Here is a 23,006-nt window from a genome sequence, read left to right as displayed (position 1 = left end):
CCCCACGAATGTCTTCGAGATGTCATGTTCCGCGTGCATTGATGCGCACTTTTGTTCGTCGCGAAGACCGTTGAAATGTAGTTTCCAATATAATACAACAATGGAATATTTTTTCCACTGCCATTTTCCCGAAACAATATGAGAAACACGATCCTCGTCACCGCCATTGCGCTGGCGCTCTCCGCCTGCAGCCACAGCGCTCCGCCTGCCCCGAGCGCCGCCAAGCCGGCAGAGTCCCCTGCGATATCCGCTCGACTCGCAACGGTCGCCACGTTCAGGCACGCAGCCAGCGACGCCGCTGTCTGGGTCGACCCCGCTGATCCAGCCAGGAGCATTCTGCTCGTCGCTGGTGGCGAGGGCGGACTGGAAATGAACGATCTCACCGGCGCACGCGTGGCGCGCTTCGAGGCGCTCGAAGCGGGCTTCATCCAGGTGCGTCAGGGATTCCCTGCCGATGGCGGATCGTTCGATCTCGCGATCGTCAGCGATCAGCGCGCCGGCGCGTTACGGGTTTTCAAGCTCGATGCCGCGGCTCGCCAGCTGCAGGAGATCACGACCGCGCCCATCGCGATCAATGATGCGATCACCGGCCTCTGCACTTATCGAAGCGGCCTCACCGGCAAGCTCTACGCGTTCGCAGCGACGGATCAGGGCCAGCTCGAGCAATGGGAAATATTCGTGCGCGACGGCAAGGCGGGTGGCCAGTTCATCCGTCGCATTCCCGCCGGCAAGGGTGCGAGCCACTGCACCGTCGACGATGCCAGCGGTGCGCTGTATTTCAGTGAAGAAAGCACAGGGATCTGGCAGGTGGCAGCGGAACCCGAATCCGATGCGGCACGCACCGCGATCGATCTCGTCGAACCGCGCGGCACGCTGCATGAAGAAGTGAAGGGCCTCGCGCTCTATCGGACAGGCAACTCGGCCGCGTTCCTTGTCGCCTCCGATGCCGGTTCGGGCACATTCAACGTCTACTCGCCCGCGGGTGAACCCGCCGGAGCGTTCAAGATCAGCGGCAACTCGCTGGATGTCGGCGACGCGGAGGGACTGACGATCGTCTCCGCGTCGCTCGGCGACGCCTTCCCACAAGGCGCACTGGTCGTCGCGGACGAGAACTCGGGCGATTACAAGCTCGTAGCGTGGAATGACATCGCCCAGACGCTCAAGCTCGCTGTGCCCACGCCGGTCGCGGAGAAAGCTGCGAGCGCTGTCCGTGTAGTAAAGCCTCGCGTAGAGACAGCGCCCGCCGACAGCTACGGCGATGCGGCGGACGACCCTGCGATCTGGGTCGACAAGCGCGATCCTTCGCGCAGCGTCGTCATCGGCACCGACAAGAAGCTCGGATTGAACGTCTACGATCTCAAGGGCAAGCGCCTGCAGGTCGTTCCCGATGGCCGCATGAACAATGTCGACCTGCGCGAAGGCTTCGTGCTCGCGGGCAAGCCCATCACGATCGTCGCGGCAACGAATCGCACGACGAAATCCATCAGTCTCTATCAGTTCGATCCCGCGACGCGGCGACTGAGCTCAGTGGCCGACGGCACGCTCGACTCGGGCTTCGACGATCCTTACGGCCTGTGCATGTATCGCAGCGCGAAGTCGGGCGACTACTTCGTGCTGGCGAACGACAGCGCCGAAGGCAAGTTCCGCCAGTGGAAGCTGGTCGACCGCAACGGCAAAGCCGCCATCGAGCTCGTGCGTGAATTCACTGTCGGAACGCAGGCCGAAGGCTGCGCCGCCGATGATGAGCTGGGCCAGCTCTACATCGCCGAAGAAGACGTGGGCTTGTGGAAATACTCCGCTGAACCGGACGGCGGCGAGACGCGCACTGCCATCGACAAGGTCGGCGAAGGTCGCCTGACAGACGATGTCGAAGGCGTCTCCGTGTACTACGGGCAGGATGGCAAGGGCTACATCGTCGCGTCGAATCAGGGCGAAGACAACTACGCCATCTATCGACGCGAGGGCGCGAACGAATTCGTGGGCAAGTTCCACGTCGTCGCGAACGAAGCGCTCGGTATCGATGGATCGTCGGAGACCGACGGCCTCGACGTTGTGAGCTACCCGCTCGGCGCCGAGTTCCCCGCGGGACTGCTGGTCGTGCAAGACGGCCGCAACCTGATGCCGGCCGAGCGGCAGAACTTCAAGTACGTGTCCTGGCAGGATGTGATGGACGCGTTGAAGTAGGAAGCGGAGATCTCGTCACCCCCGCGAAAGCGGGGGTCCCCTACCGGAAGAGTGAAGTGGCGAACGTCGAGAGATTGTCCCAGCCCATCTTCGCGTACACATGCGGTGTCGCTATGGCGGGATCCTGCTCCGCCTCGACGACCAGCCAACCCTCGTAGCCGCTCTGCGCAATCGGCTCGAGCACAGCACGATAGTCCACCATGCCGTCGCCCGGCACGGTGAACACACCTTCGAGGACTGAGTTGAGGAAGCTGGCATCGCGATTGCGGCAGTGCTCCAGCACCGCACGCCGCACGTCCTTGCAATGCACGTGAACGATGCGCCTTGCGTACTGCTTCGCCGCCTTTACGGGATCGCCGCCCGCGTAGGTCAGGTGGCCTGTATCGAGCAGCAGCCCGACCGCATCACCCGTGCTCGTCATCAACCGATCGATGTCCTGCGCCGACTGCACCACCGTGCCCATGTGATGGTGGTACGCAAGCCGCAGCCCTTCCTTCTGCATTCGCTCCGCGAGCTTCGTCATGCGCTCGCCGAACGGAGCCCACTCGCGTTCCGGGAGGTGCGGGCGCTGCGACATCGGCGCGAGTTGATCGCCGTGCGTGCAGCGGCTCACTTCCGCGAAGACCATGACTTCGCAGTCGAGCGCATGCAGCAGTTCGAAATGCGAGCGCATCGCATCCCATTCGGCATCTACATCGCGCTCCAGCAAACGACCGCTGTACCAACCCGAGACGAGCTGCAAATCGTGCGCTCGCAGAACCGGACGCAAACGATCCGCCTGCCGGGGAAACTTGTTGCCCAGTTCCACACCGGTGTAACCAGCGGCACGCGCTTCGGTGAGGCAGGTTTCGAGACTGGTCTCGGCGCCGAGCGACGGCAGATCGTCGTTCGTCCAGGTCAGCGGATTGATACCGATACGGACTCTCATGATGACTTTTTCGTGTCCTCGAGTTTGGCGCGATAGCTTTCATAGGCAGCGTTGACGCGCGCACTGCCCGACACCTCGGGTACTGCGACGTCCCACCACGCGCCACCGCTCGCAGTGCTGTGTTGCGGATCGGTGTCGATGACGATCACCGTGGTTCGATCGACTCTGCGCGACGCTTCGAGAGCCGCATCGAGCTCGCGAACGCCCTGCACTTTCTGTGCATGCGCGCCAAGTGATCGGGCGTGAGCGGCGAAATCGATCCGCGGCGCGCTTTCGTCGAGCAGATTGTTGAACGGCTCGCCGCCGCAAGCGCCCTGAAGCCGGTTGATGCAGCCGAAGCCGCGGTTGTCGAGCACGACGATCGTGAGCTTGAGCCCCATCGCGATCGAGGTCGCGATCTCCGAGTTCATCATGAGATAGCTGCCATCGCCGACCATGACGACGACATTGCGATCCGGCCTCGCGAGCTTGACGCCCAACCCACCGGCGATCTCGTAGCCCATGCATGAGTAGCCGTACTCGAGGTGATACGCGTCGTCATCCTGGGCTCTCCATAGCTTGTGCAGCTCACCCGGCAGTCCGCCGGCCGCACACACGACGGTGCCGTGCGCGCCAATCCAGCGATTGACCGCGCCCAGCACCTGCGCATCGGTCGGATGATCGACACCCGCATCTCGTGTCGCCACATCCACAGCGGCATCCCAAGACTGCTTCAGTGCGCGCACGCGGCCGGCCCACGCGTCGTTCGACGAGCGTGAGGCGAACGCATCCAGCTCCGACAGCGTCCGCGCTGCGTCGCCCTGCAACGGCAGTGCGTCGTACTTGACGGCATCGGATCGGCAGACGTTGATCGCGATGAACCGGCGCTCGCGTTCCTGGAAGAGCGTCGCTGACGCCGTCGTGAAGTCCTGCAGGCGAGTCCCGATGGCGATGATGAGATCCGCCTCGGCGGCCAGCTCGTTGGCGGCACTCGAGCCTGTCACACCAATCGACCCGACGTTCCAGGCGTGACCCCAGGGCAATGCACCCTTCCCTGCCTGCGTCTCCGCCACCGGGATTCCGTGGCGCGTAGCGAAGTCCGCGAGCTGTGCGCATGCGTCCGCGTAATGAACGCCACCACCGGCGACAATCAGCGGACGCTTCGCATTCGCCAGCAGTTGCGCGGCTCTCCGCATCTTCGCGGGATCCGCGCCAAGGCGGGATGGCTCGTGAACCTGCGGCTGAAAGAATGATGCGGGATAGTCGAACGCCTGCGTCTGCACATCCTGAGGCAATGCGAGCGTGACAGGACCGCACTCCGCGGGATCGGTGAGCACACCCATCGCTTGCGGCAGGCTGCGCAGCAACTGTTCGGGTCGAGTAATGCGATCCCAGTAACGCGAGACCGGACGAAAGCAATCGTTCGCCGTGATCGTCGGATCCCCGAAGTCCTCGACCTGTTGCAGTACCGGATCGGGACGACGACCAGCGAACACATCGCCGGGCAGGAGCAGCAGAGGCAGTCGATTGACATGCGCCAGCGCTGCCGCCGTCACCATGTTGGTCGCGCCCGGTCCAATCGAAGTCGTGCATGCCATGAACCGGCGACGACGCAGCGTTTTCGCGTAAGCGATGGCCGCGTGCGCCATCGCCTGTTCGTTGTGAGCCCGATAGGTTGGCCACTGATCGCGTACGGCCGCGAGTGCCTCGCCCATTCCGGCAACGTTGCCGTGACCGAAGATCGCGAACACGCCGGGAATCAACGGAACGGTCGAGCCGTCGATGACGGTCTGTTGCGCCATGAGATAGCGCACGAGCGCCTGGCTCATCGTGAGACGGATGGATGTCATGAGGTCACGCGTTAAGCGGAAGCCCGGCTCGATGATGTCACATTCCGTCCGGCGCGCGCTTCACGCCAGCTCGCGATCAGGCGTTGATATCGATTCGCGATGTCGTCGATCGCCGCTTCGTCGGACATCGTCCCGGCAAACCAGGCGCGTGCCGCGTGATTGAAGATGCTTCGACCGACCGCGAATCCGCGACACAGTTCGATGCCCGCGACATCTTCGAAAGCCTTCTGCAATGTCGCCTCGGGTGCGTCGAGCCCAAGCATGAGGACACCGTTGCACCACGGATCGCGCTCGGCGATGACCTCCGTGATGTTGCGCCATGAAGCCGGGCTCTGCGGCTCGAGCTTCCACCAGGCCGGCCGCAGGCCCAGGTTGTAGAGGCGCTTGATCGCGCGGGTCATGGTCTGATCGTCGACGGCTCGCCCACCCCCGCTGCAGATGATTTCGAGCAACAGGTCGCGATCGAGGCTGTGAGCATTGAGATAGAGCTCGCGCAGCTGCTGCTCCTGGGCCAGCCTGAGCTCGATCGGATCGTCCGGATGATAGAACGCGAGACACTTGATGACGTGCCCCGCAGGCCACGTCGCGAGGTTGAGTGCCGTGTTGCTGGACGGATCGAATGCGACCGGCCGTGAGCCTGGCACTTCGATCGGCCGGCCGATCCACATTCCCGTCCCGCTGAAGCGGTTCAGCACGGCAGTGCCGTGTCGCGAATCGACGATGATCCCGAGCCGCTCACGTTCGTGCATCGTGCGCGAGATCTTCTCGACGGCAGTCGCGATCAGATTCTTGAACTTCGCGATGGCGGCACGCGGCGCGCCGCTCTCATCAGCCAGCTGCTCCAGCTGACGACGGTGATCGAACGCGAGAACGTAGAGCTCGTCGCGAGAACGCCGGACCGTCGTCGCGTGATGGATGTGTTCGAGCCGATCGTCGAGGTCCGGCCGGCGGATCGTCGCGGCGCGGCTCAGGAATTCGTCGAGCTCGATGCGGCTCGGCATCGCGGGCGTACAGCCATGACGGCTGACGACCAGCGCGCCGCACGCGTTGCCGAGGCGACCGCTGTCACCCAACGACTTGCCGCTGAGCCAGCCGTAGAGGAAGCCGCTCAGGAACGCATCGCCCGCGCCGAGGACGTTGAGCACTTCGACCGGAAAGCCCGGCACGTTCTCGGCACGATCGAGACTCGCGGGCACAGCGTCGGCGATCACTGTGCAGCCTGCGGCACCTCGCTTCACGACGATGGGCGCTGGCGTCAACGCGCGAATCGCGCGCACTGCGGTCAGCACGTCCGGGGAGCCGCCAGCAATCTGGATTTCCTCCTCGGTACCGACGACGAGATCGCACAGAGGCAGCAAGCTCTGCAGCACCGCGGTGACCTGATCGGAAGCGATGAATCGCGACTCCCCTTCGCCGGCGGACGTGAGCTTCCAGAGCACGGGGCGATAGTCGATATCGAGGATCGTTCTGGTCCCGCTCGCGCGGGCCCACTTGAAGGCCTGCTCGACCGCTGCGCGAGTCGAGGGCGTCGACAGATGCGTGCCCGTGACCGAGATTGCATTGCTCGATGCGATGTATGCCTGGTCGAAATCGCCGACCGACAACCCCATGTCGGCGCAGCGTTCGCGAAAGAAAATGTGCGGATACGAGTGGCCGTCGATACCGAGGACGACGAGACCTGTCAGCCGGTCCGGGTCCGTTGCGACATGACTCGTGTCGACGCCTTCCTTCGCGAGCGCTTCGCGCACGAAACGCCCCATCTGTTCATCGCCAACACGCGTGAGCATCGACGAGCGGACGCCAAGGCGCGCAGTCCCCGCTGCGAGATTGGCTGAGGAACCGCCCAGGTACTTCGCGAAGGTCTGCATGTCTTCGAGCCGGCCGCCGATCTGCTGGCCGTAGAGATCGACGGCGGCGCGCCCGAGACAGATCAGATCGAACTTTCTGCTCATGATTTCTTGAATCCGCCGGTCCGATCGAATTCGCCGGGTCGCCAGAACGCAGCGTCGGGCTTGAGGGTCCACGCATGCTCCGCGGTGAACTCGGGCACGGTGTACGGGTTGTCGGGCAGATGCCGGATGACCCACGAGTAGTACATTCCATAGCCAGGCGCAGCGCACTGGGCATGATCGAAACCCGCTGGAATCTTCACTGTGTCGTACTGCCGCACCTTCACGACTTCTTCACCGAGTTCCGCATGGCCGTAGCCTTGCGGTTCCGTGAACCGGTAGTGATAGATCTCGTGCTGCGGATGATGATGCGGCGGATAGCTCGACCAGCCGCCGGGAAAAGTCACGACTTCGCCGAGCACCAGCTCGACTTCGACGGGAGAGTTGGTGCGATCGAAGATCGTCCGCACGTAGCGCAATGACCGCTCGCCGACCAATCCGCGTCCGCGCGGCTCGTTCGGCACGTGACGCGGCAGGAAGACACGCGCAGCGAACTGACGCGTGTTGATGCAATCGTAAACGGTGAGCTCGGTGTCAGCGGTCGCGGCGAAGTTGACCTGCGTGCCGGCGGGCACGTGAACACAACTCGCCGATTCATCGAACAGCGACGTCCGGCTGAAGGAGAACGGGTCGTCGCCCACCGATCCTGTCAGCGATCCGCTCATCAGCAGCCAGGCGGTTTCGCGTTCGGCTTTCACCGAGACTTTCTCACCCGCCTTCAGCCGAAGCACGCCGAACCCGATCCCGGAGGGATTGTCGGCTGCATCGTATTGCGTGACTGAGGTGTATCCGGGATCGAAGCCATCCCGATGCGCCGTGATGTGATCGCTCATGACGCAGTGATCCGCTCGGGAACGATCCAGCCGCCCTGCTGTGCCGCGAGCTCGATGGCCGTCATGACTTTCTGCACGCGCAATCCCTCGGCGAAATCGGGCGATGCGTTCGTTCGTGTCCGGATCGCGCGGATGAGATTGCGCACTTCGATCACTTTGAGGTCGTTGATGCCGAGACCATGGCCGGATGCCGGACAGAAGGCCGCGTAGTCCGGATGCTCGGGACCCGCGAGAATCGTGCGAAAGCCACGGCGTCCGCTCGTATCGTCGGTGCGATAGAGCTTGAGCTCGTTCATGCGCTCCTGGTCGAACACCAGCGTGCCGCGCGACCCCTGGATCTGAACCGCCAGGCCGCATTTGTAACCCGTCGCGATGCGACTGATCTCCATCGTGCCAGGTACGCCAGAGTTGAACTCCACCAGCGCCTGCGCCACGTCTTCGTTCTCGACAGTCCTCACGATGCCGTCCGGCTGCTGGCGCTGCTTGTGCACTGTCCTCGTGACGCCACATACGCGCCCAATGGGTCCGAGAAGGAAGTGCGCCATATTGATGAGATGCGAACCCAGGTCAGCCAGCGCGCCTGCGCCCGCGAAACGCCGCTCGCAGCGCCAACTGAAAGGCACGCGAGGATCGCCCATGTAGTCCTCGAGGTAGCTGCCGCGAAAGTTGACGACCTCGCCGATCTCGCCCGCGAGGATCATCTCGCGCGCGACCTGCATCATCGGATTGCAGATGTAGTTGAATCCGACTGCGTTGCACACGCCGGCGCGCTGTGCCGCCTCGGTCACTGCAATGGATTGCTTGATGTCGAGTGCGAGGGGCTTCTCGCAATAGACGTGCTTGCCCGCCTCGACCGCAGCCAGCGCCATCTCGGCATGAAGGTAGTTCGGCGTACAGATATCGATCACGTCGATCGACGGATCCGCGACGAGGTCACGCCAGTCGCCCGACGCCCGCTGGAATCTCAGCGAGTCAGCGGCCTTCTGCGCCCGGTCGAGCGGCTGATCCGCGAGGACCGTACATTCGACCGCGTAGTCCGCGCCGAAGGTCGGCGCCACACCGTGCAGTGCGATGGCATGTGCGCGGCCCATGAAGCCGCTGCCGATCAGTCCGAATTTCAGCCCTGTTGCCATTGTCGTGCGACGTTCTTGGGTAGTCGCCGCAAGCGGATTCCTGCGGCGGAACGTACGCTATCGTAATGGAATAAATTTTTCAATCACTACGATTCGTGAAACTTGCGTTCTATCTCGCTCACCCGACAGCCACCGGCTGGCCGCTGGTCAGGGAGCGTTGAGCAGCGTCCGCAAGCTGCAGCGCTTTGCGCCCATCCTCACCCGTCGCCAGCTCCACTTTCTGCTTTTCCAGCGCCGCGATGAAGTCCTGGAGCTCGAGCCGATACGCGTCGGCGTAGCGTTCGAGGAAGAACGGTAATGCGGGCTCGGTGTTGTAGCCACTGCTTCCCGCCACCGTCACGCTGGTTGCGGTGTGATTGTCAGCCCGGACCATCCCGTCCGATCCGAACGCCTCGATGCGCTGGTCGTAACCGAAGCTGCAGCGACGGCTGTTCGCGATCTGGCAAAGCTTGCCGTCGGCTGTTCGCAGCATGACCATCGCGGTGTCCACGTCGCCTGCTGCACCGATCGCCGGATCCACCAGTGCGCTGCCACGAGCGAACACTTCAACGGGTTCGCTGCCGAGCAGCCAGCGCGCCATGTCGAGGTCGTGAATCATCATGTCGCGAAACAGGCCACCCGAACGCTTCACATACTCGACCGGCGGCGGCGACGGATCGCGGCTGATGATGTGCAGCGTTTCCAGGCGGCCGATCGTGCCCGCGACGATTTCCTGCTTCAGACGCATGAACGACGGGTCGTAGCGACGATTGAAGCCGAGATAGAGCGCGATACCTGCTTGTTGCGCCGTCTTCAGGCACGCGCTTGCACGGACCATGTCGAGATCCAGCGGCTTCTCGCAGAAGACCGGCTTGCCTGCGGCAGCGCAGCGCTCGATCCAGTCCGCATGCGTATCGGTCGAGCTCGCGATGAGCACCGCATCGACGTCTTGAGCAGTGACCGCGGACTCCAGCGCGATCGGCTTCGCCGACCATTGTTCGGCAAGCGTACGCGCCGCGCCTGCATCGGCATCCGCGACATACGCCAGCGTTGCCTTGGGATGCCGCGCGATGTTCTCCGCATGGATCTTGCCGATGCGGCCCGCACCGATGAGCGTGAATCTGATCATGATGTCTCCAGGAATTCCTCAGCGCTGCGAACGCGCGCGGCCTTCCATTTCAAATGCGTAGCTGATGACGAGTGTCTGGGCGAGACACAGCGATGCAGTCAGCGACCGGAACTGGCGCACCTCTGCATCCTTGATCTCGAAACAAAGATCGGCAGCGCCTGCGATCGGGCTCAGGCGGCTGTCGGTGATGGCGATGATCCGCGCCTTCTGCTCCTTGCTGACCGTCGCGATCTCCGCCGTTTCCGGCGCATAAGGATGGAAGCTGATGGCAATCAGCAGGTCCTTGGACGTCAACATGCTGCTCTGCTCCGCCAGCATGCCCGCCACGCCGTCGAGCAGATACGCGCGCTTGTCCACGTGCCGAAGCGCGTAGGCCAGATAGGAAGCAACAGGGAAGGAGCGGCGCAGACCGATGATGTACACCGCATTCGCAGCACGGATCAGCTCGATCGCCCGATCCAGATCCGCCTTGCGTACGCTGTTCTTCAGATGCTCTAGCGCCAGGATGTTGCTGTCCGCGAACTCCTGCATCACATCGTGCGGCGCGAGCGCGCCGGCCGCCCCCGCCCGCCGGTTGAACTGCCGGATCCGCTCGGCGTAGCTCGGGCTCGGCGGCTGCGTGAGCATCTCGTCGCGAAACAGCTCCTGCATCTGGCTCGCGCCGTCGTAGCCGAAGGTTTTCGCGAATCGCACGATCGTCGACGGCTGCACGTTCGACCGCTCCGCAATGACCGCCAGCGTCTGCAACGCCATGTCGTTGGGATTCTCGAGCACGTACTTGGCGACCTGCTGCAGACGCGGGCTGAGCTGGTCGTAGTTCCTGACGATCTCAGCGCGCAGCTTTTCGGGGTCGGTTGGCGCAGTCACGGTGATCTCAACTCCTTCAAGTCAAACCGGCGGATGCTATCGATGTTGTAACAGATATTTCAAATACGACCGGCATAGTGCGCAGCCTTTGGAACGCCCCCGGCGACTCCGAAGAACGCTTCGCCCAGAAAATTACTGAAATTCGATCAGCCATCGCCGCGGTACACGATAGAAGAAATGGAATATTTATTACAATACTTGTTCTACGCGAAATATTCGTTCTATACTCGGCCGCAGATGGAATCTGGAATTCCACGCACGAGCGGCCGGCCAGGCTGCGGCCGGTTTCGGACAAGGGGGTTCGCGTGATGCTGCTCTTCGTCGAGCGCGGAACATCGCATGGGCGCGTCGTGCGCCTGCACCCCCTGCCCGTGCACCTCGTGTGTGCCTCATCCGTATCCGGGCCAGCGCATCAGGCGCGTGGCCTTCGCGTCCGTCACTCTTACCCACGTTCAGGGCAAAAATCATGAAGCGTCACCATTACCCGTTCGTTGCAGCGGCGGTCGCGGCTGCGCTGGCCGCGCCTCTTTCCTCAGCCTGGGCCGGCGAAATCGTCGGCCGCGTCACCGAAGCCGCCACCGGCCGGGCGCTGCCCAATGCCACTGTGCGTGTGCCTCAACTGGGGCGCACCGTACAAGCCGATCGATCCGGCGACTACCGGATTGCTGACCTGCCGGCGGGCTCGTACACCGTCGAAGTCGAGTACGTCGGCTTCGGCACCGTCAAACAGGACGTGACGGTCGCCGACACGGGTGAAGCCCGGCAGGCCTTCGCCCTCGGCGCAGCTGTTGGCGACCTCGAAGAAGTGACAGTCACCGGCTACCGTCTCGCGCAGATCACAGCTCTGCAGGACAAGAAGTCTTCGAAGACGCTCAAGGAATCCGTCACCGCCGACGACGCCGGCAAGCTGCCCGACCAGAACGCCGGCGAAACGCTGGCCCGTGTCGTGGGCGTCGCGGTCTCGACCGACCAGGGTGAAGGCCGCTACGTAACGATCCGCGGCATCGACGCCGCACTGAGCAACGTAACGATCGACGGCCAGCTCATCGGCTCACCGGAAGGCGATACCCGCCGCGTCGCGCTCGATACCGTTCCCGCGAACATCCTGTCGAAGCTCGAAGTCATCAAGTCCGCTACACCGGATCTCGATGGCAATGCCATCGGCGGAACGGTCAACCTCGTGACGCCCAGCGTGTTCGACGATCCCGATGGCCGCTTCTTCTCGGCAACCGCCGACTACGGCTACTACGACCTCGGCGGTCAGAATCCCTGGGGCGGCAGCGTGGGCTGGGGCAACGTGTTCAACGACCGCTTCGGCATCGTGCTCTCGGCCAGCTACTCGGACCGCGAGTTCAACTCGCACAACCTGCAGGGCGGCGATCCGTGGGTCGAATCGGACGATGAAGGCAGCGCCCTGATCCCCGACGAGATGGGCCTGCGCGACTACCTGATCCGTCGCGTCCGCAAGGGTTTCGTTGCGAACCTCGAGTTCCGTCCCAACGACAACGTGAAGCTGCACTGGCGCAATCTGTACAACCGCTACGAAGACACGGAAGAACAGCCGGAAGTCGTCTACGACTATCGCAACGGCGATCTCGAGAACCAGACGGCGACGTCCGGCACGTTCACCGAAGGCGAAGGCGAGCGGCTCAACACCAAGCGCTTCGAGATCCAGTCGATCCTGTCGTCGTCGCTGGGCGGCGATGTGCAGATCGGCGACTGGAACATCGCCTTCTCGGGCACCTACGGCAAGACCGAGCAGGACACGCCGTACGACAACGAGTACAACTTCGAGCTCGGCGATGAGATCCCGATGTCGTACGACACGTCCGACTACTTCTGGGTCGTCGACGCGGGCCCTGAGTTCCAGGATCCGGACAACTTCGAGTTCAACCAGGCGGCGCGCGGCCACCAGCTGATCGAAGAAGAGCTGCGGATCGCCCAGCTCGACTTCAAGCGCGACTTCGACTGGAGCGACAAGTCGGGTTTCCTCAAGTTCGGCGCGAAGTACATTTCCCGCGAGAATACTTCGGACCAGGACATGATCGTGTACGACGGCTTCGACGGCGAGGACGACTACCTCCTGTCGCAGGTGATGCGCCAGGGCGACCCCGATTTCTATCGCAGCGAGCGCAACTACTACACGTTCGGTCCGTACCCGGACTACGACCTCGCCGATCGCTTCTTCCGCGACAACGAAGACCAGTTCGAGATCGACGATGCGGACACGATCGCGAATTCCTATGGCGTCGACTATCGCGTCAAAGAGGACGTGACCGCCGGCTACATCATGGGACAGCTCGAGATCGGAAGCGCCACGTTCATCGGTGGCGTTCGCGTCGAACAGACGGACACCGACTTCGATGCGTACGACATCGTCTTCCTGGATGGCGACGCACCCAATCCGCCACCGCAGGTCACAGGCAGCAAGAAGTACACGAACGTCCTGCCCGACTTGCTGATGACCTGGGCGGTGAGAGACGACGTTCTGGTACGTGCCGCTTGGACCAACACGATCGGTCGCCCCTCGTACGAACAGAATGTCCCCTTCCGCATCTTCGAGATCGAAGAGGATTTCGTCGACGACGACACCGGCATTGTCTTCTACGAAGGCGCCATCGAGGCCGGCAACTCCGATCTCGATCCGCTGGAGTCCACGAACTACGACGTCGCCGTCGAGTGGTACCTGCAACCGGCGGGCCTGCTGTCGGCGGGTCTCTTCTACAAGGACATCGAGAATCCGATCTTCAATCGCATCCAGATTCTGGAGGACGAGGATTTCGAGGGCCGCCGCTACTCGGAGCTCGAAATCCAGCAGCCGCAGAACGCGCAGACCGGCGAAATCCTCGGCGTCGAACTCGGCTTCCAGCAGCAATTCACCAGCCTGCCGAGCTTCCTGAGCGGCTTCGGTGTTTCGATCAGCTACACCTGGACGGACAGCGAGGCAACGGTGTTCGACCGCGACGAGAAGGTCCCCTTCTTCATGCAGTCGGAACACGTCGGCAATGCGGCTCTGTTCTGGGAGCAGCACGGCGTCGAGCTGCGTCTCGCCTATTCCTACCGCAGCGAATACCTCGACTCGCTCGGCGATTCGGCGGCGCAGGATCTCTACGTCGACACGCACGGCCAGCTCGACTTCAAGGCGAGCTACGAGTTCTCGAAACAGCTCTCGACGTTCTTCCAGGTGCAGAACATCAACGACGAACCGTTGCGGTTCTACAGCGGCGACAAGTCGCGCCTGGCCGAAAACGAGATCTATTCCTGGAATGCGCTTGCGGGCATGAGCTTCAAGTTCTGACCTCCCCCTCCTGCGAGCGGCGGCGAAGCCACCTTCGGGTGGCTTCGTCGTCTCAGTCCGTCATTCCCGCGAAGGCGGGAATGACGAACCACCGTTCTGCTAGTCCGGCTTCCTCGCCAGCACTTCGCCGCTGCGCCGATCGACAACCAGCTCCACCTTGCGCCCCTGCGCGTCCTTGCCTTCGATCTCCGCCACGAGCTGCTTCAGCTCGATCTCCTTGATCGTGATGCCCTGCGCCGTCATGCGCTGCTCGAGATCGCCGAGGCTCAGCAGGTTCGGGGTCGTCTCGGCTGCAAGAACGGCGGCACCCGACAACACCGCGAGAATTGCGGCCAGCACTGGAACTTTGAAACGGTTCATCGGAAAACTCCTTCGTCTGAAATGCTACGGGGGAAAGCTTAGGCGGGCCGCGCTGACACGGCCCTCACGGCGGCCGTCAGATTCGCGTCAGGTTGCGCAGGGCACGCTTTCCCCATGAAAATCGGCCGTATGAATGCGGGTTCGCTGCTGTTGCGTGGGATCGTCTGCGTCGCCATCGCGCTTGGCGCGGCAGCGGGCCTCGCCGACTCCGACGACAAGAAGCGGGAGCACGATGCGATTCGCAGCGCCTTGCAGCGCGGCGAGGCGCTGCCGCTCACGCGCATCCTTTCCATCGCGCAGCAAGCCGTGCCGGGCGACGTGATCGAAGTAGAGATCGAGACCAAGAAAGACGCTCTCATCTATGAGATCAAGGTGCTGACCGCGAACGGGCGGGTGCGCGAAGTAAAGATCGATGCCCGCACCGGTTCGATCCTCAAGATCGAGGACGACTGATTGCGAGCGCTGGTCGTAGAAGATGAGCCCGGCGTCGCCGAAGACCTGGCCGTCGCACTGCAGGCCGCCGGCTTCGTCGTCGACTTCTCGAGCGACGGCGAGGACGCGTGGTTCAAGGGTGACACCGAGGACTACGACATCGTGATCCTCGATCTCGGCCTGCCGCGAATGGACGGGCTGTCGGTGCTGCGTCGCTGGCGCAATGCGCAGCGTGATTTTCCCGTCATCATCGTTTCCGCGCGCAACGACTGGACCGAGCGGGTAACCGGCATCGAGGCGGGTGCCGATGACTATCTCGGCAAGCCGTTCGAAATCGGCGAGCTCGTCGCACGCGTTCGCGGCCTGATTCGCCGGGCCGCTGGCCACACGAGCTCATCCATCGAGGTCGGCAACCTGACGCTCGACACTCACCGCATGTCCGCGATCTACGCCGGGCGGCCTGTGCATCTGTCGCAGCTCGAGTTTCGCTTTCTGCACTACCTCGCTCATCAGGGTGGTCGAGCCGTGCCGGCGGGCGAGCTCGCTGAGCATCTTTACGGCGCCACCGAATCCGGCGACGCCAATGCAATCGAGGCACTGGTCCTGCGATTGCGCCGCAAACTCGGCGCGCAAGCGATCGAAACGCGTCGCGGCTTCGGCTATCTGCTTCCAGGCCAACCGCCTTGACGCCGCGATCACTTCGCGTCCGCCTGCTCGTCGCTGCCACTGTCGCGATCTTCGTCGCGCTCGCGGCGGCCTGGGTCGGCATGACCTTCCTGTTCGAGCGCCACATAGAGCGCCGCGTCACGGACGACTTGATTCGCGAGGGGCTGCAGCTCGCAGCACACGTCTCCATCACGGCGGATGGCCAACCTCAGCTCGATCGCGATCCCGGTGACACGCGTTTCGCAGAACCGGCAAGCGGCCTTTACTGGCAGGTGTCGACACCCGGCGGCAGCTTGCGCTCGCGCTCGTTGTGGGACGAAACGCTGCCCGCGTCGACGGTCGCGAAAACCCGCAACTGGTCGGTGCGATCGATCGCCGGCCCCTTCAACGAAGACCTGCTGCTCGTCGAACGCATCGTCAAGCCGGACAGCGGCAGTGCCGACGTTCTCCTGCAACTCGGCTTCGAGAATCGCCCACTGCATGAAGCCCGCGTCGAGTTCGGCAACGAGCTCGCACTGTTCCTGCTGTTGCTCTGGGTGATCCTGTCGGCGGCCGCGTGGATGCAGGTCGAGCTCGGATTGCGTCCGCTGCGACGGGTTCGTGATGAGGTCGCAGTGCTCCATAGCAATCCGCGCGAGCGACTCAGCTCGGCGCATGCGCAGGAAATCGAACCGCTCGTGAACGCGATCAATGATCTTGCAGACGCGCGCGAGAAAGATTTGGGACGGGCACGCCGCCGCGCCGCCGACCTAGCTCATGCCCTCAAGACGCCGCTCGCGGCATTGGCAGCGCAGAGCCGCCAGGCAAGACTCGCTGGTGCAACGCAGGCGGCGGATGGACTCGATCGCGCGATCGCCGCAGCGAGCTCCGCAGTCGAAGGCGAACTCGCGCGCAGTCGCGCGGCGATGATTCGCGCCTCGGCGAATTCGAGCAGCAAGGCGTTACCAGTCGTGGAGTCGATCGTCGGTGTCGTCGAACGCACCGAGGCCGGCTCGCAGCTCGTGTTCGATATCGCGGTCCCGGAATCGCTCGACATCCCGGTCGCCGCGGAAGATCTGCTCGAACTCATGGGCGCGCTGATCGAAAACGCAGCGCGCTTCGCTCGCCGTCGCATCCGGATCAGCGGGAACAAGTCCGATCAGGGCTGCGCACTCGTCGTCGAAGACGATGGCCCCGGTATCGAGCCGGCGCAGATGGCGGAAGCATTGCTGCGCGGCGCGCGCCTCGATGAGGCCGGCGGCGGACACGGCCTCGGCCTCGCGATCGCTCATGATCTCGCCGAAGCCACTCGCGGCCGCATCGCGCTCGAGCGCTCGGAACTCGGCGGCCTGCACATTTCCGTCCACTGGCCTGCGTAAGTAAGAGAACGAGATTTCACACGGAGTTCACGAAGAGAAAATCTGCAGAGGCGGGCGAGGAGCGAGAAACGCGTGTCCGCGAATCGACACCGCCTTCACCAGTACCCAGATCTGCATTCCGACTCGCAGGGAGAGCGACTGGAGCGCAGCGCGGGTTACGCGCGCAAGAACGGTCGCACCGCCCACGTCGACGTGGACGAGATCGGCGTCGGGATCGTCTTCCACGATGTACGCGATCCGTCCTTCGAGCATGTTGCGGACACTCAATCCCTCGGGAGGATGTGTCGCGAGAATGACATCGCGCGCCAGTACCTGAACACGAACCGCCGCACCTGGCCGCGCAGTGCGCAGCGTAACGTTCAACGTGCCATTCCCGACCGCGACTGCTGCAAGTCCCGTGTGCGGATCGGCTGCGACGATCGTTCCACCCAGCACTGAACCCACGGATTCAGCGCCGACGATCGCGCGCAACTGCGGGTGCAAGCTGACCTGCTCGACAGCGCCCTGCGTGACGACGCGTCCGTTGTCCATCAGTACGACGTGCGTTGCGAGGCGCATCACTTCGTCGAACTGATGGCTCACATAGATGATCGGCACTGCGAGATCGTCGCGCAGCGCTTCGAGATACGGCAGCACTTCTTCGCGGCGGGCGACATCGAGCGACGCCAGAGGCTCATCGAGAAGCAGCAATCGCGGCTGAGAGAGCAGCGCCCTGCCCAGCGCGACGCGCTGGCGCTCGCCGCCTGACAACTCTCGCGGACGCCGATCGAGCAGCCGCTCGAGCCCCAGCAACGCCACGACGTGATCGAGCGTGATCTTGCGCTCGGTCGGCGGCGCACGATGCTCGCCATACCGCAGATTCCCGAGGACGCTGCGATGAGGAAACAGGCGTGCGTCTTGGAAGACGTAGCCGATGCGACGCCGCTCGGTCGGAACGCGATGCCCGGAGCGCGTGTCCTCGAGCACGACACCATCGACTTCGATCGCCGCCTGTTCAGGCTGAATCAATCCCGCGATGATGTTCGCCAGCGTCGTCTTGCCGCAGCCTGAGCGGCCGAAGAGCGCCACGGTGCCGGGAGTCGGCACATCGATGGCGATATCGAGGAGGAAGCCGTTGCGGCGGTGCGTTGCTGCGATCTTCACGCCTACCGTCCCAGCATCCGGCGCAGACGCCGCGCAATGAACTCGGCCGCAAGCAATCCGGCGAGCCCGAGCGAAAAGGAAATCGTTGCGAGGCGCGCAGCGAGTGCATCGCCGCCTGGCGTCTGCAGTGCTGTGTAGAGCGCCAGCGGCAGCGTTCGCGTTTCACCGGGAATGTTCGACACGAACGTGATCACTGCGCCGAATTCGCCGAGCCCCGCCGCAAAGGCCGTGACAGCTCCGGCCAGGATGCCGGGCAGCATCAATGGCAGAGTGATGGTCCAGAACCGATCCCACGCACCGGCGCCGAGCGTTCGCGCAGCGTCCTCCAATCCGGCATCGACATCCTCGAGAGAGATGCGAATGGCGCGGACCATCAGCGGGAACGTCATGATCGTCGTTGCGAGCGCGGCGCCTGCACTCGTGAAGATCAGCTGAACACCGAACGTGTCGTACAGCCACCCGCCGATCGGGCCGCGTGTTCCGAACAACAGAAGCAGCAGGTAGCCCACGACCACCGGCGGCAGAACGAGCGGCAGATGAACGAAGGCGTCGAGAAAAATCCGGCCCGCCACCCGGCGTCGCGCGAGGATCCACGCGACGAGGACAGCGAGCGGCAGGCCGAACAGCACGCTGCGCAATGCAACAGACAGACTGAGCTGAACGGCGTCGAGTTCGGCTGCGGTCATGGGCAGGAAAGAGGGGCTCGACGATTCAGGTGCATCGGGTATCCGACGAAATTCGCGGCCTTCAGGGGACACGGCATTTGGATGAAGCAAGTATAGGGGGGCGTGCCGCCTTCCGGCGGTCCACGGATGACGGACACGTAAGCCGGCGGGTCGCATTCCCCCTTTCCCCTCGCCCGCGGGCCGTCATATATTGACGCCCGACGCGAGCCGATCCCGTCGGACGGCCGATCCGTCGCCGCGACAGAAAACATTCTCGGAAGGGGTTGTCTATGAAGATTCGGATTCTCTCGAGCATCCTGCTCACGGGCCTGCTGAGCGCGGGCTTCGCGCAAGCGGAATGCATCTATCCGAAGGCCCCGGGCTCGATCCCAGACGGCTCGACCGCAACCGAGCAGGAAATGATCGACGGCATGAAGGCCGTGAAGGAATACAACGCCCAGGTCACCGCGTACCTGAGCTGCCTCGACATGGAAATGCAGGCCCGCATCGACGCGGCTGGCGCCGAGGCACCGCCGGACCAGATCGCGCAGATCAAGGCGATCCAGGCGAAGCGCCACAACGCCGCCGTCGAGGAGCTCGAGTCCCACGCCAGCCGCTTCAACGAACAGGTCAAGCTCTACAAGGCCCGCTCGAAGAAGAGCTGATCTGCGCCCTGCACGACGCCCGGCCGCGCCCGCTCGGGGGCGGCCGGGCGTTTTCATTTGCGCACCCCTTCACGATTCGATGAATCCGGTCGCGCTTATGTGAAAAACGCGCCGTTCCGCGCCTCAAGACCGGGGCGCCCTTGCCGATGCCCGGACCGAAGCCCCCGGAGAATTCCGGGAAGAGTCCGACATCCGCAAGAGAACTCGAAACGATGAAAACCTCACTGACGACTGCGGTCGCCGTCCTTTCGCTGGCCTTCGGGTTCGCCGCCCAGGCCGATTGCGCGTTTCCCAAGGCGCCGGACGCGATCCCTGATGGCAAGACCGCGAGCGAGGCCGAAATGGTCTCCGCGATGAACGCGTTCAAGGCCTACAACGAAGAAGTCACTGCCTTCGGCAACTGCCTGGACGACGAAGTGAATGCCAAAGCCGGCAGCGCCCAGATGATGCAGCTGAAGACGATGAAGACGAAGAAGCTGAATGCGGCCGTCGAGGAACTGCAGGCCAAGGCCAAGCTGTTCAACGAACAGGTCCGTATCTTCAAGGCACGCGGATAAAGCAGCGCACACCCTGCGCTTCGGCGCAGGGTTTTCCTGAAAGCCGCGGCTGCACATTGCGACGCTCGTCGCACCTGCACAAATCCCGACGCTCCTGGCCGTTAAGTCGGTCGTTTCCCTGCCGATTTCCTTGCCCGTCCGGCGCGATCGCCCAGGCGATCCGCCACGGTTCCCAAGCGTATCCACAGTGGAGACTTTTTCGATGAAACGGATTCAGCTCAAGCTCGCCGCCGCCCTCGCCCTCGCCTCGCTGTCGCTCTCGGCCCATGCCGACTGCTCCTACCCGAAGGCTCCGGCCAGCATCCCGAACGGCGCCACCGCCACGGAAGCCGAGATGGTCGGCGCGATGAACGCGTTCAAGGCCTACGACGCCGAAGTGAAGGCGTTCGGTTCGTGCCTGGATGACGAGACCAAGGCCAAGGCCGCGGGCTCTGCCCAGCTGATGCAGCTCAAGACGATGCAGTCCAAGAAGCTCAACGCAGCTGTCGAAGAACTGCAGAGCAAGGCCAAGGAGTTCAACGAGCAGGTTCGCGTGTTCAAGGCGCGCGGCTGAAGCCGGAAACCGCCCCTCCCGGTCAATCCGGGAGAACCGGAGTTTCACACGGAGTTCACGGAGAACACGGAGCAAGAGATCTTCAGAATCTCTTCCGGGCCTCCGTGCACTCCGTGAATCCCCCTCTCCTCCCCTCCTCGCTCCCGGAACCGGGCTCATCTGCCACAATGGCCGGATGATCTCCCCTTCCGAAGCCGAAGCCGCGATCCGCGCCCATGCAGGGCTCCTGGAGCCCGAATCGCACGACCTGGTGCATCTGACCGGCGCCGTTCTGCGCGAACCGATCGCCGCTTCCCGCGACCAGCCGCCGTTCGATCGCGTCACGATGGATGGCATCGCATTCGCCAGCGACTCGGGGCGCCGTGAATTCCGGATCGCCGGCACGCAGGCCGCGGGCGGCCATCGCATGGTGCTGGCCAGCACCGACGCTTGTTTCGAGGTCATGACGGGAGCTGTCGTGCCCACCGGCTGCGACTGCGTCGTTCCCGTCGAGCGCATTGCGGTCAAAGAGGGTGTGGCGAAACTCGCCGACGATGTCGTCGCGACGCCGGGAATGAACATCCACCCGCGTGGACTCGATTCTCGCGCCGGCGACGTGTTGCTGGAGCCTGGTGTACGGCTCGGTCCGCCCGAAGTCGCAGTAATTGCTTCGGCCGGGCTGTCACGCGCGCAGGTGAGCCGCTGCCCACGAATCATCGTGATCTCGACCGGCGACGAGCTCGTAGAGCCCGGTGAGCCCGCGAACGATGTGCAGATCTATCGCTCGAATGCGTACGGCGTCCTAGCGGCGCTGCAGCGCCGCGGCCAGATGTTCCTCGCTCACGATCACATCCCGGACGATCTCGATGTGCTGCGCGAGCGGCTGCGCGCCCATCTCGATACGCACGACGTGCTGATCCTGAGCGGCGGCGTTTCGATGGGAAAATTCGACTTCGTCCCGCAGGTCCTGACGGAGCTTGGCATCCGCCAGGTCTTCCACAAGATTGCGCAGAAGCCCGGCAAGCCGATGTGGTTCGGCGTAGGGGAATCCGGGGGTCAGCGACGGACCGTTTACGCTCTGCCAGGCAATCCGGTATCGACACTGGTATGCCTGATGCGCTATGTCTATCCGGGATTAACGGCCGCTTTGGGCGAAGCCCCCGCGGAGCCCGAGAAAATCGCACTCGCAGACGCTTTCGACGTGAAACCCGCGCTGACAGTCTTCATCCCGGTGGAAATCGTCGCTGACGCGACCGGAGAACGTCGCGCGCATCTGCGCCCGACGAAAGGCTCGGGCGATTTCACCTCGCTGATCGGCACTGACGGGTTCGTCGAACTGCCGGCGGGGCCGGTCACTGTAGGACGCGGCACCGCCGTGCCCCTTTATCGGTGGTGAGCATGGCCGACGTCCGCAAACTGCCTGTCGTTCCCCGCCCGCGCGACACGCTGGGCCGGCCTCTGCACGACCTGCGCATTTCGGTGATGGACCGGTGCAACTTCCGTTGCCCGTACTGCATGCCGAAGGAAACATTCCACGAGCACTACCGGTTTCTCAAGTCGAGCGAGCGCCTGTCGTTCGAGGAAATCACTCGGCTCACGCGACTCTTCGTCGATCTCGGCGTGAAGAAAGTCCGTCTCACGGGCGGTGAGCCGCTGCTGCGGCCGAGCCTGTCGGAACTGGTCGGCGATCTCACAGCGATCGAAGGGGTGCAGGACGTCGCTCTCACGACCAATGCAGTGCTGCTCGCGCAGCATGCTGCCGAACTGAAGGCCAACGGCCTGCATCGCATCACTGTCAGCCTCGACTCGATCGACCCGGAGATCTTTCGCCAGATGAGCGGCGGCTTTGCCGAGCGCGATCGCGTGCTCGAAGGCATCCAGGCCGCACTCGATGCCGGACTCACGCCGATCAAGATCAACGCCGTCGTGCAGCGCGGGCTCAACGACCACACGGTGCTCGATCTCGTCGAACGTTTCCGCAACACGCCCGTGATCGTCCGCTTCATCGAGTACATGGATGTGGGCAACCGCAATCACTGGAGCCTCGAGCGAGTCGTGTCGTCACGCGAGCTCGTCGATCGCATCGGCGCACGGTGGCCGCTGCATCCCGTCGAGGAGAACTATCACGGCGAAGTCGCCGAGCGTTACGCGTTCGACGACGGCGGCGGCGAAATCGGCTTCATCTCTTCCGTCACGAATCCGTTCTGCGGCGCCTGCACACGTGCACGCCTCTCCTCCGAAGGCGTGTTCTATACATGCCTGTTCGCAACCCAGGGCACCGACCTGCGCGCACCGTTGCGCGCAGGCGCAAGCGACGACGAACTGCGCGATCTGATCTCGAATACCTGGCAGAACCGCGGCGATCGCTACAGCGAAATGCGCGCCTCGCTGCACGCGGGAGAGCAGCCGTTGCGGAAGATTGAGATGTACTACATCGGCGGCTGAAGCCGCCGATGGGCCGCTGGCGACTGGCTGCTGGCCGCCGGCCAGAGGAAACCC

At 63.5% G+C, this 23,006-nt stretch carries 20 protein-coding genes; 10 read left to right on the top strand and 10 right to left on the bottom strand.

Annotation, left to right across the window (positions count from 1 at the left end; genetic code table 11):
- Window positions 1-138: 138 nt before the first annotated feature.
- A complete protein-coding gene (locus tag HNQ60_RS12270) occupies window positions 139-2,184 on the top strand; it encodes a phytase (RefSeq protein ID WP_184332165.1) in 2,046 nt (681 codons plus the stop codon).
- Between the two features lie 40 nt (window positions 2,185-2,224).
- On the opposite strand, the gene iolE is transcribed toward HNQ60_RS12270, so the two are convergent.
- From iolE to HNQ60_RS12235, 7 genes are all read right to left on the bottom strand, one after another.
- Window positions 2,225-3,112, bottom strand: a complete 888-nt coding sequence (gene iolE, locus HNQ60_RS12265) for a myo-inosose-2 dehydratase (RefSeq protein WP_184332163.1) — start codon at window positions 3,110-3,112, stop codon at window positions 2,225-2,227.
- Window positions 3,109-4,941: a 3D-(3,5/4)-trihydroxycyclohexane-1,2-dione acylhydrolase (decyclizing) gene (gene iolD / locus HNQ60_RS12260; protein WP_184332161.1), complete on the bottom strand. Its 1,833-nt coding sequence runs from the start codon at window positions 4,939-4,941 to the stop codon at window positions 3,109-3,111. Before iolD ends, iolE begins: the two co-directional genes overlap by 4 nt.
- A gap of 11 nt (window positions 4,942-4,952) precedes the next feature.
- Window positions 4,953-6,893, bottom strand: coding sequence for a bifunctional 5-dehydro-2-deoxygluconokinase/5-dehydro-2-deoxyphosphogluconate aldolase (locus HNQ60_RS12255; RefSeq protein WP_184332159.1), 1,941 nt, complete (start codon window positions 6,891-6,893; stop codon window positions 4,953-4,955).
- The gene (locus tag HNQ60_RS12250) at window positions 6,890-7,723 is read right to left on the bottom strand and encodes a 5-deoxy-glucuronate isomerase (protein ID WP_184332157.1); all 834 of its coding nucleotides are present in this window, start codon (window positions 7,721-7,723) and stop codon (window positions 6,890-6,892) included. The genes HNQ60_RS12255 and HNQ60_RS12250 overlap by 4 nt, the downstream gene beginning before the upstream one ends.
- Window positions 7,720-8,856: a Gfo/Idh/MocA family protein gene (locus tag HNQ60_RS12245; RefSeq protein ID WP_184332155.1), complete on the bottom strand. Its 1,137-nt coding sequence runs from the start codon at window positions 8,854-8,856 to the stop codon at window positions 7,720-7,722. The genes HNQ60_RS12250 and HNQ60_RS12245 overlap by 4 nt, the downstream gene beginning before the upstream one ends.
- A 118-nt stretch (window positions 8,857-8,974) precedes the next feature.
- The gene (gene iolG / locus HNQ60_RS12240) at window positions 8,975-9,964 is read right to left on the bottom strand and encodes an inositol 2-dehydrogenase (protein ID WP_184332153.1); all 990 of its coding nucleotides are present in this window, start codon (window positions 9,962-9,964) and stop codon (window positions 8,975-8,977) included.
- 18 nt (window positions 9,965-9,982) lie between these two features.
- Window positions 9,983-10,831, bottom strand: coding sequence for a MurR/RpiR family transcriptional regulator (locus HNQ60_RS12235; protein WP_221304165.1), 849 nt, complete (start codon window positions 10,829-10,831; stop codon window positions 9,983-9,985).
- A gap of 466 nt (window positions 10,832-11,297) precedes the next feature.
- On the opposite strand from HNQ60_RS12235, the gene HNQ60_RS12230 reads away from it, so the two are divergent.
- Window positions 11,298-14,129 carry a TonB-dependent receptor gene (locus HNQ60_RS12230; protein ID WP_184332151.1) on the top strand — a complete coding sequence of 944 codons (2,832 nt, stop codon included), beginning with the start codon at window positions 11,298-11,300 and terminating at the stop codon, window positions 14,127-14,129.
- A 99-nt stretch (window positions 14,130-14,228) separates the two neighbouring features.
- On the opposite strand, the gene HNQ60_RS12225 is transcribed toward HNQ60_RS12230, so the two are convergent.
- Window positions 14,229-14,489 carry a PepSY domain-containing protein gene (locus tag HNQ60_RS12225; protein WP_184332149.1) on the bottom strand — a complete coding sequence of 87 codons (261 nt, stop codon included), beginning with the start codon at window positions 14,487-14,489 and terminating at the stop codon, window positions 14,229-14,231.
- A 114-nt stretch (window positions 14,490-14,603) separates the two neighbouring features.
- Here HNQ60_RS12225 and HNQ60_RS12220 point away from each other — a divergent pair, with 114 nt between their 5' ends.
- The 3 genes from HNQ60_RS12220 to HNQ60_RS12210 are packed head-to-tail and all read left to right on the top strand — an operon-like array spanning window position 14,604 to window position 16,945.
- Window positions 14,604-14,942 carry a PepSY domain-containing protein gene (locus tag HNQ60_RS12220; protein ID WP_184332147.1) on the top strand — a complete coding sequence of 113 codons (339 nt, stop codon included), beginning with the start codon at window positions 14,604-14,606 and terminating at the stop codon, window positions 14,940-14,942.
- The gene (locus HNQ60_RS12215) at window positions 14,943-15,608 is read left to right on the top strand and encodes a response regulator transcription factor (RefSeq protein ID WP_184332145.1); all 666 of its coding nucleotides are present in this window, start codon (window positions 14,943-14,945) and stop codon (window positions 15,606-15,608) included.
- Window positions 15,605-16,945 (top strand): ATP-binding protein, encoded by a 1,341-nt coding sequence (locus tag HNQ60_RS12210; RefSeq protein ID WP_184332143.1) that lies wholly within the window; start codon window positions 15,605-15,607, stop codon window positions 16,943-16,945. Before HNQ60_RS12215 ends, HNQ60_RS12210 begins: the two co-directional genes overlap by 4 nt.
- Window positions 16,946-16,972: 27 nt before the next feature.
- Here HNQ60_RS12210 and modC read toward each other — a convergent pair whose 3' ends face one another.
- Together modC and modB are read right to left on the bottom strand one after the other, a co-directional pair.
- The gene (gene modC / locus HNQ60_RS12205) at window positions 16,973-18,088 is read right to left on the bottom strand and encodes a molybdenum ABC transporter ATP-binding protein (RefSeq protein WP_184332141.1); all 1,116 of its coding nucleotides are present in this window, start codon (window positions 18,086-18,088) and stop codon (window positions 16,973-16,975) included.
- 2 nt (window positions 18,089-18,090) lie between these two features.
- Window positions 18,091-18,774: a molybdate ABC transporter permease subunit gene (gene modB, locus HNQ60_RS12200; protein ID WP_184332139.1), complete on the bottom strand. Its 684-nt coding sequence runs from the start codon at window positions 18,772-18,774 to the stop codon at window positions 18,091-18,093.
- A gap of 269 nt (window positions 18,775-19,043) precedes the next feature.
- On the opposite strand from modB, the gene HNQ60_RS12195 reads away from it, so the two are divergent.
- From HNQ60_RS12195 to moaA, 5 genes are all read left to right on the top strand, one after another.
- On the top strand, window positions 19,044-19,418 hold the full coding sequence (locus HNQ60_RS12195) for a hypothetical protein (RefSeq protein ID WP_184332137.1): 375 nt from the start codon (window positions 19,044-19,046) through the stop codon (window positions 19,416-19,418).
- Between the two features lie 212 nt (window positions 19,419-19,630).
- Entirely contained in the window at window positions 19,631-19,975 is a 345-nt protein-coding gene (locus HNQ60_RS12190; protein WP_184332136.1) for a hypothetical protein, read from the top strand.
- A 202-nt stretch (window positions 19,976-20,177) separates the two neighbouring features.
- Window positions 20,178-20,528 carry a hypothetical protein gene (locus tag HNQ60_RS12185; RefSeq protein WP_184332134.1) on the top strand — a complete coding sequence of 117 codons (351 nt, stop codon included), beginning with the start codon at window positions 20,178-20,180 and terminating at the stop codon, window positions 20,526-20,528.
- Between the two features lie 175 nt (window positions 20,529-20,703).
- Window positions 20,704-21,903: a molybdopterin molybdotransferase MoeA gene (locus tag HNQ60_RS12180; protein WP_184332132.1), complete on the top strand. Its 1,200-nt coding sequence runs from the start codon at window positions 20,704-20,706 to the stop codon at window positions 21,901-21,903.
- A 2-nt stretch (window positions 21,904-21,905) separates the two neighbouring features.
- Window positions 21,906-22,952 carry a GTP 3',8-cyclase MoaA gene (gene moaA, locus HNQ60_RS12175; protein WP_184332130.1) on the top strand — a complete coding sequence of 349 codons (1,047 nt, stop codon included), beginning with the start codon at window positions 21,906-21,908 and terminating at the stop codon, window positions 22,950-22,952.
- The last annotated feature ends 54 nt before the right edge of the window (window positions 22,953-23,006 follow it).

This window comes from Povalibacter uvarum (genome assembly GCF_014202975.1).
Taxonomy (GTDB): Bacteria; Pseudomonadota; Gammaproteobacteria; order Steroidobacterales; family Steroidobacteraceae; genus Steroidobacter; species Steroidobacter uvarum.
The sequence above is the reverse complement of the archived record's forward strand: the minus strand, read 5'-3'. Positions and strand labels throughout refer to the sequence as shown.

What these genes read in the sequence shown, in the direction of transcription:
- HNQ60_RS12230 (WP_184332151.1), top strand. Translation starts at nt 11,298, where the DNA reads ATGAAGCGTCACCATTACCCGTTCGTTGCAGCGGCGGTCGCGGCTGCG.
- HNQ60_RS12250 (WP_184332157.1), bottom strand. Translation starts at nt 7,723, where the DNA reads ATGAGCGATCACATCACGGCGCATCGGGATGGCTTCGATCCCGGATAC.
- HNQ60_RS12185 (WP_184332134.1), top strand. Translation starts at nt 20,178, where the DNA reads ATGAAACGGATTCAGCTCAAGCTCGCCGCCGCCCTCGCCCTCGCCTCG.
- moaA (WP_184332130.1), top strand. Translation starts at nt 21,906, where the DNA reads ATGGCCGACGTCCGCAAACTGCCTGTCGTTCCCCGCCCGCGCGACACG.
- HNQ60_RS12225 (WP_184332149.1), bottom strand. Translation starts at nt 14,489, where the DNA reads ATGAACCGTTTCAAAGTTCCAGTGCTGGCCGCAATTCTCGCGGTGTTG.
- HNQ60_RS12270 (WP_184332165.1), top strand. Translation starts at nt 139, where the DNA reads ATGAGAAACACGATCCTCGTCACCGCCATTGCGCTGGCGCTCTCCGCC.
- modB (WP_184332139.1), bottom strand. Translation starts at nt 18,774, where the DNA reads ATGACCGCAGCCGAACTCGACGCCGTTCAGCTCAGTCTGTCTGTTGCA.
- HNQ60_RS12190 (WP_184332136.1), top strand. Translation starts at nt 19,631, where the DNA reads ATGAAAACCTCACTGACGACTGCGGTCGCCGTCCTTTCGCTGGCCTTC.
- iolE (WP_184332163.1), bottom strand. Translation starts at nt 3,112, where the DNA reads ATGAGAGTCCGTATCGGTATCAATCCGCTGACCTGGACGAACGACGAT.
- HNQ60_RS12245 (WP_184332155.1), bottom strand. Translation starts at nt 8,856, where the DNA reads ATGGCAACAGGGCTGAAATTCGGACTGATCGGCAGCGGCTTCATGGGC.
- iolD (WP_184332161.1), bottom strand. Translation starts at nt 4,941, where the DNA reads ATGACATCCATCCGTCTCACGATGAGCCAGGCGCTCGTGCGCTATCTC.
- HNQ60_RS12195 (WP_184332137.1), top strand. Translation starts at nt 19,044, where the DNA reads ATGAAGATTCGGATTCTCTCGAGCATCCTGCTCACGGGCCTGCTGAGC.
- HNQ60_RS12180 (WP_184332132.1), top strand. Translation starts at nt 20,704, where the DNA reads ATGATCTCCCCTTCCGAAGCCGAAGCCGCGATCCGCGCCCATGCAGGG.
- HNQ60_RS12220 (WP_184332147.1), top strand. Translation starts at nt 14,604, where the DNA reads ATGAAAATCGGCCGTATGAATGCGGGTTCGCTGCTGTTGCGTGGGATC.
- iolG (WP_184332153.1), bottom strand. Translation starts at nt 9,964, where the DNA reads ATGATCAGATTCACGCTCATCGGTGCGGGCCGCATCGGCAAGATCCAT.
- HNQ60_RS12255 (WP_184332159.1), bottom strand. Translation starts at nt 6,893, where the DNA reads ATGAGCAGAAAGTTCGATCTGATCTGTCTCGGGCGCGCCGCCGTCGAT.